The sequence below is a fragment of the Paenibacillus sp. FSL R7-269 genome (assembly GCF_000517865.1).
Taxonomy (GTDB): domain Bacteria; phylum Bacillota; class Bacilli; order Paenibacillales; family Paenibacillaceae; genus Paenibacillus_AQ.
This window is the reverse complement of the sequence record NZ_ASPS01000016.1, coordinates 131,623-150,407: the sequence shown is the minus strand read 5'-3', so window position 1 is coordinate 150,407 and position 18,785 is coordinate 131,623. Positions and strand designations below refer to the sequence as shown.

General features: G+C 54.2%; 20 protein-coding genes. 17 read left to right on the top strand and 3 right to left on the bottom strand.

Translation table 11 applies throughout. The features are described 5' to 3' along the window. Positions 1–35: 35 nt before the first annotated feature. Complete coding sequence (locus C162_RS07980) at positions 36–974, bottom strand: hypothetical protein (protein ID WP_051493307.1); 939 nt, start codon at positions 972–974, stop codon at positions 36–38. A 41-nt stretch (positions 975–1,015) separates the two neighbouring features. Beyond that, complete coding sequence (locus C162_RS07975) at positions 1,016–1,678, bottom strand: DUF1129 family protein (protein WP_036693273.1); 663 nt, start codon at positions 1,676–1,678, stop codon at positions 1,016–1,018. Positions 1,679–1,863: 185 nt separating this feature from the next. Here C162_RS07975 and C162_RS07970 point away from each other — a divergent pair, with 185 nt between their 5' ends. From C162_RS07970 to corA, 13 genes are all read left to right on the top strand, one after another. Then, positions 1,864–2,064, top strand: a complete 201-nt coding sequence (locus C162_RS07970) for a hypothetical protein (RefSeq protein WP_036693270.1) — start codon at positions 1,864–1,866, stop codon at positions 2,062–2,064. Between the two features lie 204 nt (positions 2,065–2,268). After that, positions 2,269–3,099 carry an alpha/beta hydrolase family protein gene (locus C162_RS07965; protein ID WP_036693266.1) on the top strand — a complete coding sequence of 277 codons (831 nt, stop codon included), beginning with the start codon at positions 2,269–2,271 and terminating at the stop codon, positions 3,097–3,099. A gap of 83 nt (positions 3,100–3,182) precedes the next feature. Further along, the gene (locus C162_RS07960) at positions 3,183–3,959 is read left to right on the top strand and encodes a DODA-type extradiol aromatic ring-opening family dioxygenase (RefSeq protein WP_036693263.1); all 777 of its coding nucleotides are present in this window, start codon (positions 3,183–3,185) and stop codon (positions 3,957–3,959) included. 169 nt (positions 3,960–4,128) lie between these two features. Further along, entirely contained in the window at positions 4,129–5,244 is a 1,116-nt protein-coding gene (locus C162_RS07955; RefSeq protein WP_305954389.1) for a DUF3048 domain-containing protein, read from the top strand. A 205-nt stretch (positions 5,245–5,449) separates the two neighbouring features. Next, complete coding sequence (locus C162_RS07950) at positions 5,450–6,067, top strand: DUF47 domain-containing protein (RefSeq protein WP_036693257.1); 618 nt, start codon at positions 5,450–5,452, stop codon at positions 6,065–6,067. 12 nt (positions 6,068–6,079) lie between these two features. Further along, entirely contained in the window at positions 6,080–7,069 is a 990-nt protein-coding gene (locus tag C162_RS07945; RefSeq protein ID WP_036693255.1) for an inorganic phosphate transporter, read from the top strand. A gap of 432 nt (positions 7,070–7,501) precedes the next feature. Next, entirely contained in the window at positions 7,502–8,230 is a 729-nt protein-coding gene (locus C162_RS07940) for an amino acid ABC transporter ATP-binding protein (protein ID WP_036693252.1), read from the top strand. Between the two features lie 33 nt (positions 8,231–8,263). Continuing rightward, on the top strand, positions 8,264–9,118 hold the full coding sequence (locus tag C162_RS07935; RefSeq protein WP_036693249.1) for a glutamate ABC transporter substrate-binding protein: 855 nt from the start codon (positions 8,264–8,266) through the stop codon (positions 9,116–9,118). A 185-nt stretch (positions 9,119–9,303) separates the two neighbouring features. Beyond that, the gene (locus tag C162_RS07930) at positions 9,304–9,954 is read left to right on the top strand and encodes an amino acid ABC transporter permease (RefSeq protein ID WP_036693248.1); all 651 of its coding nucleotides are present in this window, start codon (positions 9,304–9,306) and stop codon (positions 9,952–9,954) included. Between the two features lie 42 nt (positions 9,955–9,996). Then, positions 9,997–10,647 (top strand): amino acid ABC transporter permease, encoded by a 651-nt coding sequence (locus C162_RS07925; protein ID WP_036693245.1) that lies wholly within the window; start codon positions 9,997–9,999, stop codon positions 10,645–10,647. 87 nt (positions 10,648–10,734) lie between these two features. After that, positions 10,735–12,024: an ATP-binding protein gene (locus C162_RS07920; RefSeq protein ID WP_036693243.1), complete on the top strand. Its 1,290-nt coding sequence runs from the start codon at positions 10,735–10,737 to the stop codon at positions 12,022–12,024. 3 nt (positions 12,025–12,027) lie between these two features. Next, the gene (locus C162_RS07915; RefSeq protein WP_036693240.1) at positions 12,028–12,930 is read left to right on the top strand and encodes a response regulator; all 903 of its coding nucleotides are present in this window, start codon (positions 12,028–12,030) and stop codon (positions 12,928–12,930) included. A 202-nt stretch (positions 12,931–13,132) separates the two neighbouring features. Next, entirely contained in the window at positions 13,133–14,092 is a 960-nt protein-coding gene (corA, locus tag C162_RS07910; protein ID WP_036693238.1) for a magnesium/cobalt transporter CorA, read from the top strand. 27 nt (positions 14,093–14,119) lie between these two features. Here corA and C162_RS07905 read toward each other — a convergent pair whose 3' ends face one another. Then, positions 14,120–14,668, bottom strand: a complete 549-nt coding sequence (locus C162_RS07905) for a hypothetical protein (protein ID WP_036693237.1) — start codon at positions 14,666–14,668, stop codon at positions 14,120–14,122. 374 nt (positions 14,669–15,042) lie between these two features. Between C162_RS07905 and C162_RS07900 the strand changes: the two genes are divergently transcribed. From C162_RS07900 to rlmD, 4 genes are all read left to right on the top strand, one after another. After that, positions 15,043–15,333 carry a YerC/YecD family TrpR-related protein gene (locus tag C162_RS07900; RefSeq protein WP_019913624.1) on the top strand — a complete coding sequence of 97 codons (291 nt, stop codon included), beginning with the start codon at positions 15,043–15,045 and terminating at the stop codon, positions 15,331–15,333. Between the two features lie 3 nt (positions 15,334–15,336). After that, positions 15,337–16,101: a sirohydrochlorin chelatase gene (locus C162_RS07895; protein WP_036693234.1), complete on the top strand. Its 765-nt coding sequence runs from the start codon at positions 15,337–15,339 to the stop codon at positions 16,099–16,101. A 243-nt stretch (positions 16,102–16,344) separates the two neighbouring features. Then, entirely contained in the window at positions 16,345–17,235 is an 891-nt protein-coding gene (locus C162_RS07890) for a diacylglycerol kinase (protein WP_036693231.1), read from the top strand. Positions 17,236–17,269: 34 nt separating this feature from the next. After that, a complete protein-coding gene (gene rlmD / locus C162_RS07885; protein WP_036693229.1) occupies positions 17,270–18,772 on the top strand; it encodes a 23S rRNA (uracil(1939)-C(5))-methyltransferase RlmD in 1,503 nt (500 codons plus the stop codon). Positions 18,773–18,785: the final 13 nt, after the last annotated feature.

Genomic DNA, 18,785 nt, shown 5'->3' with positions numbered 1-18,785 from the left:
GGCTGTTTGTTGTTATATGGATTCAGTTGAACCGTCTACGGCTGAGGCACCTCAGTCTTCAGATACTGCTCCGCCGCGTCGTCCAGCAGGTAGCCGTTACTCTTCATCAGCTTCATGAAGCCCTCAAGCTTCTGCAGGAAGGCGCTGGTACTGCTGTTCTTAGCCAGGATGCTGGTGTAGGCCTTCTGCGCCTCCAGATCCATCTCCAGATTATCGTAATGGAAGAGCGGGGTGTTGTTCTGACCGTAGAAGGTGTTCACAGCATACTGGTTATACAGCTTCTTGACGGCCTGTACCCGGTTGGATTTGGGATAGGTCTGGATGAATTGCTCCTGGGTTAGCGCACGGTCGGCCACCTCGCCCCAGGCAATGATCAGCCCGTTATCCTTGGAAGGAGGCAGATCTGATTCAGCCGCCATAATGGAAATATAACTGCTGATATCCTCCGTTACATAAGGCTTATATTTGCGGTAAGCCGCATAATCAATCACCGGGTAAAAGCTGCCCTCAGCGGTATCCAGCTTGTACCCGCTCTCGCCCGCGCCTTGCAGCAGGGCGCGCAGGGCGGCGTTATCCGTACTCTCAGCCAGCTTCTCCATGCTGACTCCCCCTCTGTAGACGGTGAGGAGCTTCCGCTGGACCTCGCTGCTGCTGAATTTCTTCTCCCAGGAGGGGAGCAGCGCCATATGCAGGTTCTCCAGCTTCAGCGTCAGTACAGTCGCCTGATACGGAGTGACTGCATACAGCTTCGTCTTCATATAGGTAATGGCGCCCGGCAGGTTACCACTGGACAGCAGCGGCAGCGCGGCCTTATAGACCGCTTCTGCATGGCTGGCGGTCTTAGCGCTTGCAGCTGCACCGGAAGTGCCTGTCCGGCTGCTTCCGCTGCCTTCGGCACCGGCCGGGACGGCTGCTCCTGCCTGAAGCCCCATGAGCAGGGCGATAGCGGCGGATAGAACGGTATGCTTTTTCATTCGAGTCTCCTCCTGTGTGGAATGGATGTGGGATACAGCCTCTAAGATGGGAAGAATATGAATTTCAGCCCTAGACCTCCGGCAGCGGCCAGAGCCAGACTGACCCAGGGCGAGACCGGAATCACCGGGAACAGATTATCGAGGAATAGGCCGGCGAATACCGCAATCACGGCAATTCCAATATAGATGCCCAAGGCCTTAATATCGAAGGTCTTGGGCTTCGGACTGTCGTCCTCCGAGAGGGAGGCCATCCATTTCATAATAAGCTCAACCAGCACGATGGAGCCTGCGCCGACAACGACCAGCGTGAACAGGCTAAGCTGGCCGAAGAGTTCGTGCGGACCGCCGCTCCACTGTGTAATCAGACCGGCAATGCCCATCGTCCCGAATAGCAGGGTCAGAGCGGACCAGGAGATCATCAGGGAGTTCTTCAGCCGGCTGCGCGGTGCACGCGGCGGGGCACTGTCCATCACGTCCTTGAAATAATCACCGGGCTTCTCGCCAAAAACCTGCTTGGCGTTCTTCCCCTTGGCTTGTCCCTTCAGCAGCAGCGCGGCCGCCTCCAGCAGCAGCTCCTCTGCACGTACAGCATCTACTGAACTGGCGCGCATCGCCAGAATCATATCTTCGAAATAAGAGCGGTTAGACGGTGTCATCTGCTCCCGCAGCAGGTTGTTCTGCTTAATCATAGCTTTGACTTTCATAGTGTGGACCTATACCTCCAGCATTGAGTGATCAGGATACCTTCAACCTAGAGTATACGTTTGTGCACCAGCCGTGTGCAAGGACAACGTTCGTTCACGAAGGTCTGAATAATCCTTTTGGAAGAGTAAACACTGAAGAGGTGGTGGCTTCACCAACTATAGCTGGAGGGAAGGCAGGGAGCGTTATGGAACAGGACAACAAGCAGGAACCCGGCAAGGCTGTGAACGGCGGCACCGCGCCTGCACCTACTAATGATGTGGGGGACTGGGGCAATTCTGACGGCTTCAGCCTATGGGATGCTGCGGGCCAGGACCAGGAGAACGGGCTTGGAGATTGGGAAGGCCGGCAGGAGACACACGACATGTTTCACGACAGCTATGACTGAGTGATGCCTAAGCAGAGATGGGCCTCTTTTGCTCCTAAGGGAGTGGAAGGGGCCTTTTCTCCTGAAGAGCTGATGAAAGCTGCGGGCTTCATGCATATTGACAACAAATTAGCACAGATATTATAATAGACTTATTAATCATACTAAGTTAATCGGAATTATTATAATTTAAAATAAATTAGCCATACAGGGGAGGACACCGCAATGGAACGGAATATCATCATCCGGCATAACGGAGAGGAATTGACAGCGAGTATACATTATCCGGCCGCAGACCGGGCAGGGACAGGACGGTGCAAGAACCGGGTGCCGCTTGCAGTGATCTGCCACGGCTTCGTGGGCAGCCGGATCGGTGTCGACCGGATCTTCGTCAAGGCAGCCCGGGAGCTGGCGCAGGATGGCTATATGGTAATCCGTTTCGACTATGCAGGCTGCGGGGAGAGCAGCGGCGATTACGGCAGTGAGGATATGGAGTCGATGATCGGGCAGACCCGGGCGGTGCTGGATTACGGCATCAGCTCGGCCGATGTGGACCCGCAGCGTGTAACGCTGATCGGGCACAGTCTGGGAGGTGCGGTGGCGCTGCTGACCGGTGTCCGTGACCGGCGGGTGAAGAATCTTGTACTATGGTCAGCTGTCGGCTATCCCTTCAATGATATCGTCAAGATTGTCGGCAGGGAAGCTTTCGACCGGTCGGTGAAGAGCGGCAGCGCAGATTATGCCGGATATTCGTTCACTCCGGTATACTTTAATTCCCTGGCTGCTTTCCAGCCGTTCCAAGAGGCCGGAAAGTTCAGCGGCGATGTGCTGGTCATTCACGGAACCTCCGATGATGTGATCCCTGTGGACTATGCGTTCCTCTACCAGAAGCTGTTCTGGACCCGGCCGGAAGGACGGTGCGACAAGGAGATTATTTTCCAGGGCGATCATACCTTCTCTTCGGGTCCGGCGCAGGAGCAGGTGCTGAAGCGCACCCGGGACTGGATGAACCAGCAGGAGCATCTGCAGGAGGAATGGCAGAACTGGATGATATAGGAGCGGTAACGGCACTCGCAATGGCTGGGAATTAGCTGTAAAATAAAGGGGCAGACCATACCGGAAATGGAGGCTCTTACCCTATGAAATTACCGGCCTTTTTCATTGCGCACGGCTCCCCGCTGCTGGTACTTGAGGATAACGACTACACGCGTTTCCTGCAGCGGCTGGGTTCGGATCTGGGGAAGCCCCGCGGCATTGTGATCTTCTCAGCTCATTGGGACAGTCCAGAGCAGCTGATTACAGTGGACACACAGCATGAAGCGCAGCATGATTTCTACGGGTTCCCGGAAGAGATGTATCAGCTGAGTTATCCTGCTCCAGGTGATCCCGCACTCAGCAGCCGTATTTCGGAACTGTTCAAGAATAGTAATCTGCCCCATCAGCCCGTGCTGGGACGGGGGCTGGATCATGGCGCCTGGGTCATCCTGAGCACCATGTTCCCGCAGGCGGATATTCCGGTCGTGGCCTTATCCGTGGATTCGCTCCGCTCGCCTGAGGAGCAGTACAACATCGGACGGATGCTTGCTCCGTTGCGCGAGGAAGGCATTCTCCTGATCGGCAGCGGCGGTCTGGTTCATAACCTCAGACTGCTGAAGCAAAAGGATCAGCCGGAGCAATGGGCGATTGACTTCGACGGGTGGATTGCAGAGCGGCTTGCGGCCTGGGATCTTCGCTCCCTGTATGCGTATGAGAAGCAAGCGCCACATGTGAGAGAGGCCGTACCTGCCTACGGCAAAGAACATTTTATCCCGCTCTTCTACGCAATGGGGGCAGCCGATGAAGGCAGACGGGCACAGCTAATGATTCAGGCCTACCAATACGGTACGCTCAGCCTGAACTGCTGGATGCTTGACTAATATAGGAATGAATAGAGGGTACAGCTGCTATAAGGGCTGTACCCTTTTTCTGCTGCCATTTTCACTTGACTCAAGACAAACTCTGCCAGCTATGATTAAATGAAGGAAGCGAGTTTCACAGAAGAGCATCGAGAGAAGCAAGCTGTAACTTATGATTAGGAGGAACAACGTGTCTATATCGATGAACCGTTCTGTATCCCGTCCTGTATATACTCTAGTCCTTGCCGCCGTGCTGCTCTCTGCCTGCAGTAATGAGCAAGCCAACCCTGTACCTGTACAAACATCTGTACCAACAGCAGCGCCTACCCTGGAGCCACAGCCGACAGAGGTGGCGCAGACCCCGGCCCCTGAGCCTGCCGCCGGAGCGATCTCCGGCTTAACGGGCCTGGTATCTGAAGAGGGGAGCCTGCCCCGGCCGCTCGCGGTCATGATTAATAATGCCCCGGCGGCCCGTCCACAGTCCGGGATCAGCGAGGCGGATATTCTGTACGAGGTGCTGGCCGAGGGCGGTATTACCCGGTTGATCGGTATCTTTCAGAGTCATGCCGGCGTGGTGAAGATCGGGCCGATCCGCAGTATCCGCCCATATCTGCTCGATATCGGCGAGAGCTACGGCGGCATAACAGTGCATGCCGGAGGCAGTCCGGACGCTTATGCCATTCTGCAACGGCAGAAGAAGGCGGATATGGACGAAATCGGACGCGCGGGAGCTTACTTCTGGCGGGACAAGGAACGCAAGGCCCCGCATAACCTGTACAGCAATGCCGCCAAGCTGCGGGAGGGTGCAGGGAAGCTGGGGTATGCGGAGAGCGTGAAGGTCCCTGGTTTTCTTTTCAATGATCCGGATTACATTCCTGTGGAGGGCACCCCGGCGCTTGCGCTGAGTGTGAACTTCCTGCTGAAGAGCTACAATGTCGGGTACCAATATAATGCAGAGCAGCGTACGTATGCCCGCCTGGTGAACGGCAAGCCGCATCTGGATCTGAATAATAACCGTCCGGTGGAAGCGGCGAACATCATCGTGATGGGTTCGGACCATAAGGTGCTTGACGATGTCGGCCGGCTGCAGGTGGATACGGAGCTGGGGGGAGAAGCAGTGCTGTTACAGCGCGGCGTAGCGATTAAGGGCAAATGGTCGCGCAGCCCCGGAGACGTCATCCGGTTCGTGAAGAAGGACGGCAAGGAGGCGCTGATGTTCCCGGGAATCACCCATATTCTGATTGTCCCGAACAGCCCCTCGTTCAGCAGTCATGTCGAATATGCGCTGGCGCCTGCATCCCTCTAAGTTCAGCTGGAGAATCGAATGTTCGGATGATTATTTTCGTGATTACAGGGAATTGTTATTATAGTGTAAAAAAGTTCGGTTTTTTGTCTTCTATCCCTTCTGTCGATATGATAAGATAACAAGGGTTGTCATTCATTTTCATGCGGTTTACATGGAATGACTTCATTTTTTTCACGGCAATATTATGTAAAGGGGTCTTAGACTAATGAAGCTCAGAAAAAAGGATATATTCTTTGAGACGCTGGAAAACATGGCTGACACCATTGTTCAGGCTGCGGATTATTTCGCTCAGAATATCTCGACTCTCCAGGGCAATGTGGAGAACTTCGCCGCGGAGATGAAGAAATACGAATCCCAGTGCGATACTTACACACATACTGTCATCAAGGAATTGAACAAGACGTTCATTACGCCGCTGGAGCGGGACGACATCATGGATCTGATCACCAGCATGGACGATGTCATTGATGGTCTGGAGGCCTCAGCCTCGCGTTTCTATATGTATAACCTGCTGGATGCGGATGAGTATATTGTCCAGTTTGCAGAGATTCTCCGCCAGAGTGCATACGAGATCCAGAAGGCAGTTCATTTGCTCTCCCAGAAGAAGCTGCTGGCGATCCGCGAATACACCATCCGTCTGAATGATCTGGAGAACCAGGGCGACGAAGTCCTGCGTATCTGCACCAAGGCCCTGTTCGAGACTGTGAAGGACCCGATTGAGCTGATTAAGCGCAAAGAATTGTATGAGCGGCTCGAGACCACCACGGATAAATGTGAAGACGTAGCCAACATGCTGGAATCGATCATCATGCGTAACTCATAAGGGGCCTTAAATATGGATACATCTATATATGTACTAGCTTTTGTTATCTTTCTTGCGCTGGCGTTCGACTTCATTAACGGCTTCCATGATACCGCCAATGCGATTGCTACCTCTGTCTCGACCCGTGCGCTGAAGCCGCGTACAGCCATCATGCTGGCCGCCTCGATGAACTTTATCGGCGCATTGATGTTCACCGGCGTGGCGAAGAAGATCGGGGGCAGCATTACCGATCCGACCCTGCTGGACAACGGTATAGATATTGTCACAGCGACGCTCATTGCGGCAATTATCTGGAATCTCGTGACCTGGTGGCTGGGTATTCCTTCATCCTCCTCCCATGCGCTTATCGGTGCGTTAGCCGGTGCGGTCTATGTTGGGGCAGGTACAGAGCATATCAAATGGAGCGGGTTCATTGAGATCGTAGAGGGGCTGATTTTCTCCCCGCTGATCGCTTTTGTAATCGGGTATATTGTGATGACGATTCTGAAGTGGATCTTCGCGAAGCGCAGTCCGCATACGGTCAACAAGGGCTTCCGTTCGATGCAAATCGTGACGGCCGCACTGCAATCCTTCACCCATGGTACGAATGACGCGCAGAAGGCGATGGGGATCATTACCTTTGCCCTCGTTACCTCGGGACGGCTTGAGACGATGGAGGTTCCGCTCTGGGTTAAGATTGCAGCGGCTACATCCATGGCACTCGGAACGTCTATCGGCGGCTGGAAGATTATTAAGACGATGGGCACGAAGATTTTCAAAATTGAGCCGATCAACGGCTTCGCGGCGGATATTTCGGCGGCCTCTGTTATTTTCACGGCTACGCTGCTGCATCTGCCAGTAAGTACAACCCACGCGATCACTTCATCGATTCTGGGTGTAGGTTCTGCCAAGCGCTTCTCCGCTGTCAAATGGGGAGTGGCCGGACGGATCGTGGTTACCTGGTTCATTACGATTCCGATCAGCGCCTTGCTGTCGGGAGTGATCTTCAAGCTCTTCTTTTAGGACTGAACAGAATAGATTGCCTGGACAAGATGTCGCAGAAGCCATGGATGGCTTTAGGACATCTTTTTTTGCGTTCAGCGGTAAACCTCGGCCTAAGCGGAGGTTATTTGAAAATATAAGAATTTATATGTTGCACACGATAAATTATCCTTCTATTTCCCGCTGAAACGGTACCGTCCTTTAAAAGGACGGCAAAGCCGTTTCCACTTGATTTTTCAAGAGAGGAATGTCACAAAAGGCTACACCAAACTGATAAAAAATGTTAATGGGCATAAAAAGAAAATGAAATACATCACATATTTAAAAGAAAATAACATATGAGAAATGAAATTTGCGTAGTATTATGTAGGATTTGGTAGTCTCTGAAGTAAGGTTTGTTTTAAGTGTTACCATTGCTGACAAACATCCGAATAGACAAAGGAGGCCTAGCCATTGATCGACTTTCATCAGGTAGACAAACATTACGGACAATTCCATGTACTGAAGGGCATTGATCTGCATGTTCAGGAAGGGGAAGTAGTTGTTGTAGTCGGTCCTTCCGGCTCCGGCAAGAGCACGATGCTGCGCTGCATTAACCGTCTGGAGACGATAACGAGCGGCGGATTAACCGTGGACGGTATAACTGTAAACGAACGCAAGACAGATATCAATACCCTGCGCAAAGAGATCGGAATGGTCTTCCAGCACTTCAACCTGTACCCGCACAAAAAGGTGATTGATAACATCACGCTGGCCCCGGTGAAGGTGCTGGGCTTAAGCAAGGCGGAAGCGGAGAAGACCGCAATGTATTATCTGGAGAAGGTCGGCATTGCCGACAAGGCAGAGTCCTATCCTTCCCAGCTGTCCGGCGGACAGCAGCAGCGGGTGGCGATTGCCCGGGGGCTGGCGATGAAGCCGAAGATTATGCTGTTCGACGAGCCGACCTCGGCGCTGGACCCGGAGATGGTCGGAGAGGTGCTCGATGTCATGCGCGCCCTGGCGCGTGAGGGCATGACAATGGTCGTTGTGACCCATGAGATGGGCTTCGCCCGTGAGGTAGCGGACCGGGTCATCTTCATGGATCAAGGGCAGATCGTGGAAGAGGCGGAGCCGGAAGCCTTCTTCGCCAGCCCGAAGGAAGAGCGGACGCGTACTTTTCTCAGCCGTGTATTAAGCCATTAAACTAAATATATAGGAATCCGGGGAGGAAACGAAATGAAAATGTCTAAGAGCTTCAAGGTGTTAAGTGCGCTGATGATTGCGGCCCTGCTGGTCATTGCCGGATGCGGCAACAACAAGGGCAAGAACGACCCTGCGGCAGGCGGCAATGCAGCCGGAGGGGCAGCCGCTGACTCTGCAGCCATTGCCAAGATCAAGGAGCGCGGCAAGTTGCTCGTCGGCGTGAAGTTCGATACCCGCCTGTTCGGTCTGAAGGACCCGGCCTCCGGCAACGTGGAAGGCTTCGACATCGACATCTCCAAGGCCATCGCTAAGAAAATTCTCGGTGACGAGAATGCCATCGAGCTGAAGGAGGTGACCTCCAAGACGCGCATTCCGATGCTGAATAACGGCGAGATCGATATGGTGGTGGCTACCATGACCATTACGGAGGACCGCAAGAAGGAAGTCGATTTCTCTGACGTCTATTTCCAGGCCGGCCAGTCCCTGCTTGTAAAGAAGGGCAGCCCGATAACAGGCCTGGAGAGCGTTACGAAGGATACGAAGATCCTCGGCTCCAAGGGGGCAACCTCGATCAAGAATATCAAAGAGAAGGTGCCGGGCGTAAACGTGCTTGAATTCGATAACTACCAGGATGCCTTCAGCGCGCTCAAGGCGGGGCAGGGCGACGCGCTCACTACGGATGATGCGATTCTGTACGGAATGGCCTCACAGGACCCCGGCTTCGAGGTGGTAGGGAAGCCGTTTACCGATGAGCCATACGGCATTGCGGTCCAGAAAGGCAACGCGGATGTAGTTAAGGCGATTAATGATACACTGGCTGAACTGAAGGCGAATGGGGAGTATGATGCCATCTATACGAAGTGGATTGGTAAAGCCCCGGCTAAATAAGTCTGTCCCAAGTAAGAGCAGGCTTCCATCAAGGTAAAAACGAATAAACGGGTTTCACACGAATTTCTCGTAGAAACGGTACCGCCTTTTCCAAGGAGGGCAACGCCGTTTCTACTTGTTTGTAGGAACGGCGGTCATGCCGGGCAGGAACGAACTCATCCACAGGTAAAGGCAGGTGAACATTGATGGATTTCTCAATATTAACGAACTACTTCGGACTGTATATGGAAGGCTTCTACGGTACGCTGCTGTCCAGTGTGCTGGCCCTGATCGGCAGCTTCCTGATCGGCGCGGTCGTTGCCGTCTTCCGCATAACTTCGGTCAAGGGTCTGCGCTGGTCCGGTGCGGTGTATGTGGAGTTCATCCGCAACATTCCGCTGCTGCTAGTCGTGTATATTTTCTATTATGGGCCTTCCGCTCTGGGCTTCACACTGGACGGCTTCAAGGCAGGAACCATTGGACTCGCCGTATATACCTCGGCCTTCATCGCCGAAGCGATCCGTGCCGGAATTATGGCCGTGCCCAAGGGACAGATGGAGGCGGCACGTTCCTCCGGTCTCAACTACATACAGACCATGCTGCATATTATTCTGCCGCAGGCGATCAAGCTGGTCATTCCGCCGCTCGGCAACCAGTTCATTAATCTGATTAAGAACTCCTCGGTACTGACTCTGGTGGCCGGTCTTGATCTGATGTACTTTGCTGACGGGATCTCTACAGAGACTTACCGTACCTTCGACACCTACATTTTCGTAGCGGTATTCTATCTGGTGCTTACACTTCCGCTCAGCTACGGCGTGCGGATCTGGGAGCGCCGGCTGCAGCGCAAATATTAAGAAGCATCATTAAAGGACATCTGAAGCTAAAGGAGGGATATTATGGATTTCACAGGTGCATACTCTGCCGATAATCTGAAGTTTCTGCTGGACGGATTGTATGTGACGCTGATCGTTGCTTTTGTATCGATCTTCCTGAGCTTTATCATCGGCTGTATTATTGGCGTCATCCGCTATTCGAAGGTGCCGGTGCTGTCTCCGGTCATGTTCTACCTGGTGGAGCTGATCCGTAATCTGCCGCTGCTGCTGATCATCTTCTTCATCCGCTTCGCCTTGCCGGAGGTCGGAATCAAGCTCGGACTGATTACTGCGGCCATTGCAGCACTAACCATCTTCGAGGCGGCGATGATTGCCGAGATTGTCCGCGGCGGCTTAATGTCGATCGACAAGGGGCAGATTGAAGCGGCGCGTTCCTCCGGTCTCAGCAATCTACAGACCTTATGGCATATCGTGCTTCCCCAGGGTCTGCGGCGCATGGTTCCGCCACTGGTCAGCCAGTTCATCTCCCTGCTGAAGGATACCTCGCTCGCTGTTGTGATTTCCCTGCCGGAGCTGATGCATAATGCCAACATTGTCATCGGCCACAGCTACAGCTATGCCATCCCTACGCTGGCGCTGGTTGCCCTGATTTATTTTGTCGTCAATTACTTGCTGTCGCTGCTGTCCAGAAGGCTTGAGCACAGAGCGGTATAACCTTAGCCGAATGAGGATTAAGCCATATTCAATCCAGTACGGCTATGATACTATAGTTGTCAACCTCTCTAGGCAGGAGCAGTGGCGATGGGACAATCGATTCTGAGAATGAAGGCGGTACAGATTCTGCTGGTGGCCGCCGTTACTGCGGTAGCCGGAGAATTCAAGATCAACCCGTTTGACGGAGATATCTTCCGCATTGCCATGGGCAGCAGCGCCTTTCTCCTCTTCCTGCTGTTAATGAGGCAGCTGCCGTATATCCGCACAGGCTGTGCCACCGGGGTGGTCGTGCTGCTGTTCCGGACTGCCATGGATATGGTGGAGGGAAGCGGACTGACGGCAGAGCAGAGCCTCAGCAGCCACTTCTCGGCAATGATCTATTACATGGTGTTCGGCGCGCTGATGTATGTCATCAAGAGCCGGATCGACACCTTCCATCCGCTGGTGCTGGGCGCCGTTGCCGCGGTGATCGATCTCCTGTCCAATGAAATGGAGCTGCTGGCCCGCCTGATTGTGCTGGATTCGGCTACCTTCCGGCTGAACGAGTGGACGTACCTGATGGCGATTGCGGTCTTGCGAACGTATTTCACCACCGGGGTATACAGCAGTATCTCTGTCAGCCAGCTGCGTATCCGGGAGCGGGAGCAGCATGAACGGACCCAGCAGATGCTCGGATTCGGCTCCGGCCTGTACGGGGAAGTGTTCTATCTGAAGAAGTCCATAGGCACCCTGGAGCAGGTAACGCTGAACAGCTTTGAGCTGTACACCAAGCTGAAGGACGGGGAAGGCACGGGGCGTTACAGCCGGCAGGTGCTCGACATCACCCAGCAGCTCCATGAGGTGAAGAAGGATTCGCAGCGGATTCTGGCAGGGCTGGTGAAGCTGGTAGAGCGTGAGGTGAACGGGGACATGCCGTTATCGGGCATTCTGCAGTTCGCGGTCAAGAGCAATGGCAAATATGCGGAAATGCTGGGCAAAGAGATTAAGTTCCATATTCACATCACCTCCGATTACACAACCGACAGCTACATTCCTCTATTGACCCTGCTTAACAATCTTACCGCCAATGCGGTGGAAGTCATCCAAGGAATAGGCAGCATCCATCTGAACGCTTATGAGCAGGACGGTATGACGATTCTGACAGTTACTGATAGCGGGACGGGCATCGGGAAGCGTGATCTCCACCTGCTGTTCGAGCCGGGCTTCACAACGAAATTCGATGAAGAGGGCATCGCTGCCACGGGGATCGGGCTCTCACATGTACGGGATATAGTGAATATGTTCGAGGGAAGCATTACGGTTCAGCCGGTATCGCATGCCGGAGGGGCCATGTTTCAGATTACAGTGCCGAGCATGAAGCTGCGGAAGGAGGAATAGAGGATGCCGCTATCATTCTGTATTGTAGATGACGACGCGTCGGCGAGAAGAATGCTGCAGCATATTATTGAGGACAGCGGGCTTGGTGAGGTGACGGGGACTGCAGCGAGCGGACAGGAGGGTATAGCTCTGATACTGAGCGAGACCCCGGACATTGTGCTGATGGATCTGCTGATGCCGGACCAGGACGGGATTGAGACCATCCTCACTCTTCAGGCACAGGGCTGCCGCTCCAAATTCGTCATGATCTCGCAGATTGAGAACGGGGACATGGTCAGCCGCGCCTACAGGAGCGGAATTGAATTCTTCATCCGCAAGCCGATCAACAAGATTGAAGTCGAATCTGTTCTATATAAAGTGAATGAACGTTACGCCATGGGCCGTTATCTGGATGAGATCAAGCTGACGCTGGGCAAGCTGGAGGGCCTGCAGTTCGGACTGCCCCAGCTGCAGCCGGGCAAACGGACCGTCAAGGAGATTGTCCAGCCCATTCTGATGAATATGGGTATGATCTCGGAGAATGGCAGCCGTGATATTATCACGATCATGGAGCTGGCGGTAGCGGAAGGGAAGAGCGGAAGTCTTCCGTCCCTGAAGGAGCTGTATGAGCTGACTGCTGCCAAATACAGACCGGTACCTGTGGAGGCAGCCAAAGAGGTCAAGGCTATTGAGCAGCGTCTGCGCCGCGCACTGGCGGCGGGTCTGACAAGTCTCGCGTCCATCGGTCTGACAGATTACGGGAATCCGAAGTTCGAGCATTATGCGCCGCTGTATTTCGACTTCGAAGAGGTGCGCCTGAAGATGAAGGAGATCGAACAGGGCCGGGATAGCGGCAAGGTGAAGGTGAACATTAAGAAATTTCTGCAGGTGCTGCATCTGGAGGTGCTGGAAGGCTTGGGCCGCTAAGCCGGATACGGGACTATGGGTCCGGGCCTTTCACTGCAAATGGCATCGTCAGCTATAGAGGCAAGACCAAGAAACCTCCGGAGCCGCTGGTCAGCGGGCTGGCGGTTATTTTTTTGCGGGGACATGCTGTACAATGGGAGGAAGCAACTAGAACAGCGCAGCTCTGCTGCGGATTGCCTACATAGGGCGGAGGACTTATATTATGATACGAACACTTGCCGTAACGCCTACGGGTGAGGTGCTGACCGATCTGCTGCTTCAGGATATCGTACTGGACGATTATTCCTGGATCTGGGCGGATTTCGCTATGCCGACGGAGGAAGAAACCTTGAAGCTGGATACTTATTTTCATTTTCACCCGCTGGCAATTGAAGACTGCATGCATGTCTTGCAGCGGCCGAAGCTTGATTATTACGAGGATGTGCAGTTCTTCGTGCTGCATTCGCTGAATGAGCGGACGCTGGAGGCCGAAGAGATTGACCTGTTCCTCAGCCCGAAATTCCTCGTCTCCTACCATCATCAGGACAAGCCGGAGATGGAGGAAGCGTGGCAGATGGTCAAAGCTGAGATTCATAGCCGCAAGGGCTGGTCGGGCGGACCGATGGCCGCTGCTTACACTGTGATGGACAAGCTGGTCGACAGGTATTTCCCGTCCTTGTATACGCTGGAGGATGAACTTGCGGATCTGGAGAGCCAGGGCGGCAACGAATCGGTGGAAGAGCTGATGAGCCAGGTCTTCAATGTACGCGGAAGGCTGCTGAAGCTGCGGCGGACGATTGTGCCGATGCGTGATCTGATGTACCGGATTGTCAATTCGCAGCATGTGCAGAGTAACGGGGAGGAGCGGGTCTACTTCGGCGATATCTATGATCATCTGCTGAAGCTGACCGACATGATTGAAGTTGACCGGGAAATGACCGCCGACCTGCGTGACAGCTATATCTCGCTCAACTCCAACCGGATGAACTCCATTATGAAGACACTCACGGTGATTACCACGGTATTCATGCCGCTGACGCTGATCGCCGGAATCTATGGAATGAACTTCAGGGTGATGCCGGAGCTGGAATGGAAATACAGCTATTTCGCAGTGCTGCTGCTTATGCTGGTGCTGGGAATCGGAATGTTCGGCTGGTTCCGGCGGAGCGGCTGGTTTAAGTAACGGGAAAAGCGCGTTAAACGCCGCCGCTTAGGAACGGCGGCGCTTAACGGAGGAAGGCCCGCCGGATTTACGCTTTTTGGAGGTGGTATTGCGGCGCTTCGGGACGGAGCGTCTTTTTTTGCGCCGTTTGGGGCTATAGAGGGCTGCATCCTCCTCGGCGGCGAGCTCTCCCGCTCCGCTTCCCTTGCCTTTGCCAAAGCCGCCCATCACAAGCTTCACCATCGGAGCCATCTGTGAGAAGCCCTGCATTACCTTCTGCACCTTGCCCATGGTGTTGACGATTCCGTCAATACCGCCCATCCGGTCAACGATTCCCTTGATCTGTTCCATATTCGCCAGACTTCCAAGATTGCCGAGTCCGCCAAGCAGGCCTCCGGCCTTCGCAGTAGAAGCTTCTGCAGCAGGGAGCGCGAGGGTCGTATCGGTGACTTCAGCGCCATAAGCAGGCAGCAGCTCAGGTTCTCCGGGAAGCGGGGCAGGTGTATAAGCAGATAGTCCCGGGTAGGGTGACGGATTGTAGGGTTCAGCCAGGGAACGGCCTTGCTGGCGGGAATGATTATAGTAATGCTGAGGCATAGGATCACATTCCTTCGTTAGTGGTTTGCTATACTGTATGTCATGGGCGAACAGACGGTATAGACGAATGCCCGGGTAACCGGGATACTAGCGGAAAAGGGCGAATGCCTATAGAGCGGCAAGCGGAAGTGAAGAAACCGTGTCCATGCTTGATTTCGCACGGTTTTGTAGTACTATGAGTAAGGCGGTCTAACCTGGAAGCCGGAAGTAGATTAGAATTAACCCCAGTGATGGTGTACGCCAGGGGTGGACGTTTGTCCATCGATTTCACTCTTTACAGCGTGAAACCGTTAATGCTTGAAAAATGTGCTCCAGTACAATATAGTAGAGGCAAGATAGTCACATTAAGTTAATGTTTAGGGGATGATAGGGCGATGCAGCTAAAGAAGCTAAACGATAAAAGTATCGATCAATTATTTGAGGCTATTTTAACATTGAAAAATATGGAAGAATGTTATGTATTCTTTGATGATCTGTGCACAGTGAACGAAATTCAATCGCTCTCGCAGCGCCTTGAGGTTGCGCGGATGCTGGGCAAGGGGTCTACATATAATCAGATCGAAGCCGAGACGGGGGCCAGTACGGCTACAATTTCCCGCGTGAAGCGCTGCCTGAACTATGGCAATGACGGTTATAAGCTTACGCTGGAACGTCTGGGCCGATAATCTATGGTTCCGGGTGTATTGTTAATCAGTCACGGCTCCCGTGATCAGGCCTGGGTGTCGATGGTAGACGAGGCAGTGAGCCATCTCACGTTCCGGGAGGAGCTGCCGGTGGCAGTGGCTTTCCTTGAGCTGGTAGAAGGACGGTTGATACAGGATGGAATCGATAAGCTGGAACATGCAGGGGTCACAGATATTATTGTGATCCCCTTGTTTGTTTCTTCCGGCAGCACGCATGTCGATGAGATAGAGTATGCGCTGGGCGCTAAGCCGGTTCCTGAGCGGGAGACCGACCTTGCGCCGTTCAGGGTTGCCGCGAAAATTCACTATGGCTATCCTGTCGATGATGATCCCGATATTGCGCAAATGCTGTGGGATAAGATTCGGGAACTGTCAAAGCATAACGGGCGGGAGATGGTGCTGCTGGTCGGACACGGCAGCAGGCATGACGGCTTCCGGCAGCGCTGGGAGCAGGGCATCTCTTCACTTGCCGCGCGGGTACGGGAGATAAGCGGGCTGGATGCAGCTGATTACGGGCTGCTGAACCCGGACAGTATAAGAAGCCGGGTGGAGCACTGGCAGAAGCAGGGCTATGGTGTGTTGGTAGCTCCGCTTTTTTTGAGTGAGGGGTACTTCACTAAGGTTGTTATTCCGCAGCGGCTCGAGGGGCTTGAGTATGCCTATTCCGGCCAGACACTGCTGCCGCATCCGCTGCTGCCGCGCTGGATTCAGCGGCAGGTGGAAGCAGTGCTCCAGCGCCTGGAGGCTTGAGGGTCAACGTTAATTCGTAAGCGGGTAATGAAGCTGATTATAGGGTGCGCCCAGTGTTCCATGTAGCCATGGTTACCACTGCTGCATACATATATCTATACTTTCTGCCGATCTTCTAAGCTTGGAGCCCGGGCGGAGGGTATACTTATATTCCTCCTCAGTTCCTCCGACATTGCTTGTGGGGTACAGAATTGGGTATAATCAGTAAAGTTATCCATTATATAAACAGGTGGCGTTCCGGTAATGAAAACTGCGAGATTGATTTATAATCCCACTTCTGGACGGGAAGAAATGAAAAGACGACTCGCCGATATTCTAGACCGGCTGGATATGGGCGGTATCGAAGCTACCTGCCATGCAACAACGGGAGAGGGCGATGCTACTGCGGCTGCAGCCCAGGCTGTGGAACGCGGTACTTATGATCTGATCATAGCTGCCGGAGGCGATGGTACGCTTAATGAAGTGATTAACGGGATGGCGGAGAAGCCGAACCTTCCCCCGCTCGGCATATTGCCGCTGGGAACGACGAATGATTTCGCGCGGGCCATGGGTATTCCGAAGAATTGGGAGGAAGCCTGCGACCTGATTCTGCGTCAGGAATCGCGCCTGATCGATCTCGGCAAAGCCAATGACCGTTACTTCATTAATATAGCAGGCGGAGGGCAGCTGACGGAGCTGACCTATGAGGTCCCCAGCAAGCTGAAGACCATGATGGGTCAGCTCGCCTATTACCTGAAGGGGATCGAGAAGATGGCCAGCCTTGCTCCGCAAGAGCTGTACATCCGCGCGAACGGCCAGGAGATGATCCATGACGAGTTCATGCTCTTCCTGATCGCCAACACGAATTCAGTCGGCGGTTTCGAGAAGCTGGCCCCGGGTGCGCGTATCGATGACGGCCTGCTCGACGTTATTGCCGTTAAGAAATGCAACCTGGCCGAGTTCATCCGGCTGGTGCGTCTGACCATCCGCGGAGATCACCTGAATGACAAGAAGGTTATCCATTTCCGCACCGATGCCATGGAGGTTACCTCTCCCGGCCACGTACAGTTGAACCTGGACGGCGAGCTTGGCGGCACCCTGCCGGGCAACTTCAGCATCCTGCCGCAGCATCTGCGGATTTTCGCGCAGAATTAATCGTGAAGAACATGAAAGAAGTGAACCTATACACATGAATAAACAACGCAGCAGGCGCAGCGCAAGCCGCCGGGAACAAGGGGCGGCCCCTGTCGCCGGTCTGCCGGTGAATAAGAACGATGAGGTCCTGCTCGATATTATCGGCATGACCCATGAAGGTGAAGGGGTAGGCCGCGTAGAGGGCTTTACCCTATTTGTGCAGGGCGCTCTTCCCGGTGAGAGGGTCCGGGCCAGAGTGCTGAAGACCAAGAAGCAGTATGGCTACGCCAAGCTGCTGGAGCTAGTGCAGGCCAGCAGCGACCGCATCGCGCCGCCTTGCCCGATCTATGATCAATGCGGCGGCTGCCAGCTGCAGCATATGGATTACACCGCGCAGCTCGCGTGGAAGCGGCAGTTGGTGGTGGACAACCTCCAGCGGATCGGGAAGCTGGAGGTGGCCGGTGCAGTTAGTGGAGGAGCGGCGAGTACAGATGGAGCAAGTGCATCAGGGACTCAAGGCGAAGGCATCCGCGTGCTGCCTACACTCGGCATGGACGAGCCATGGCGCTACCGCAACAAGGCCCAGGTGCCTATCGGTGTGACCGAAGGCGGTCTGGTCGGCGGCTTCTATGCACGGGGCAGTCACCGGATCATCGACATGGAAACCTGTCTGATCCAGCATGAGGACAACGACAAGGTCGTTGCCACCGTCAAGAGCCTCGGCCGAGAGCTGGGCATCACCGCCTATGACGAAGAGACCGGCCGTGGCCTGCTCCGTCACGTTGTGGTGAAGAAGGCGTTCCGCACCGGCCAGATGATGCTGGTGCTGGTCACGAACGGCCGGGATATCCCGCATCTGGATGCTTGGCTCGGTAGTATCCGTGAGCAGCTTCCGGCGGTGGTCAGCCTCTGCCAGAATATTAACACGCAGAAGACCAATGTCATCTTCGGCAACGATACCCGTGTCCTCTGGGGCAGCGAGGTCATCTATGACTACATTGGAGAGGTGCAATTCGCCATCTCGGCGCGCTCCTTCTACCAGGTGAACCCGGCCCAGACTGAGGTGCTGTATGGCAGAACTCTGGAATACGCTGCACTTACCGGCAAGGAAACCGTGATTGATGCCTACTGCGGCATCGGCACCATCTCCCTGTTCCTGGCCCAGCACGCGGATCAGGTGTACGGAGTTGAGATCGTCCCTGAAGCCATCGAAGACGCCCGTGCCAATGCGAAGCTGAACGGAATGAACAACGTTAAATTCGAAGTCGGCGCTTCGGAGGATGTCATCCCCGCTTGGAAAGAGCAGGGCATCACTCCCGATGTCATCGTCGTCGATCCCCCGCGCAAGGGCTGCGACCCGCGCCTGCTGGAGACTATCCTGCTGATGCAGCCGGAGCGTGTCGTCTATGTCTCGTGCAACCCGTCTACCCTGGCCCGCGATTTGCGGGTGCTGGAGGATGGGGGATACCGGGCGGTGGAGGTCACGCCGGTGGATATGTTCCCGCATACGGTGCATGTGGAGTCGGTTTGTTCCTTGGTATATAAGGGTTTTGAGTGATTTTTTTATTGAT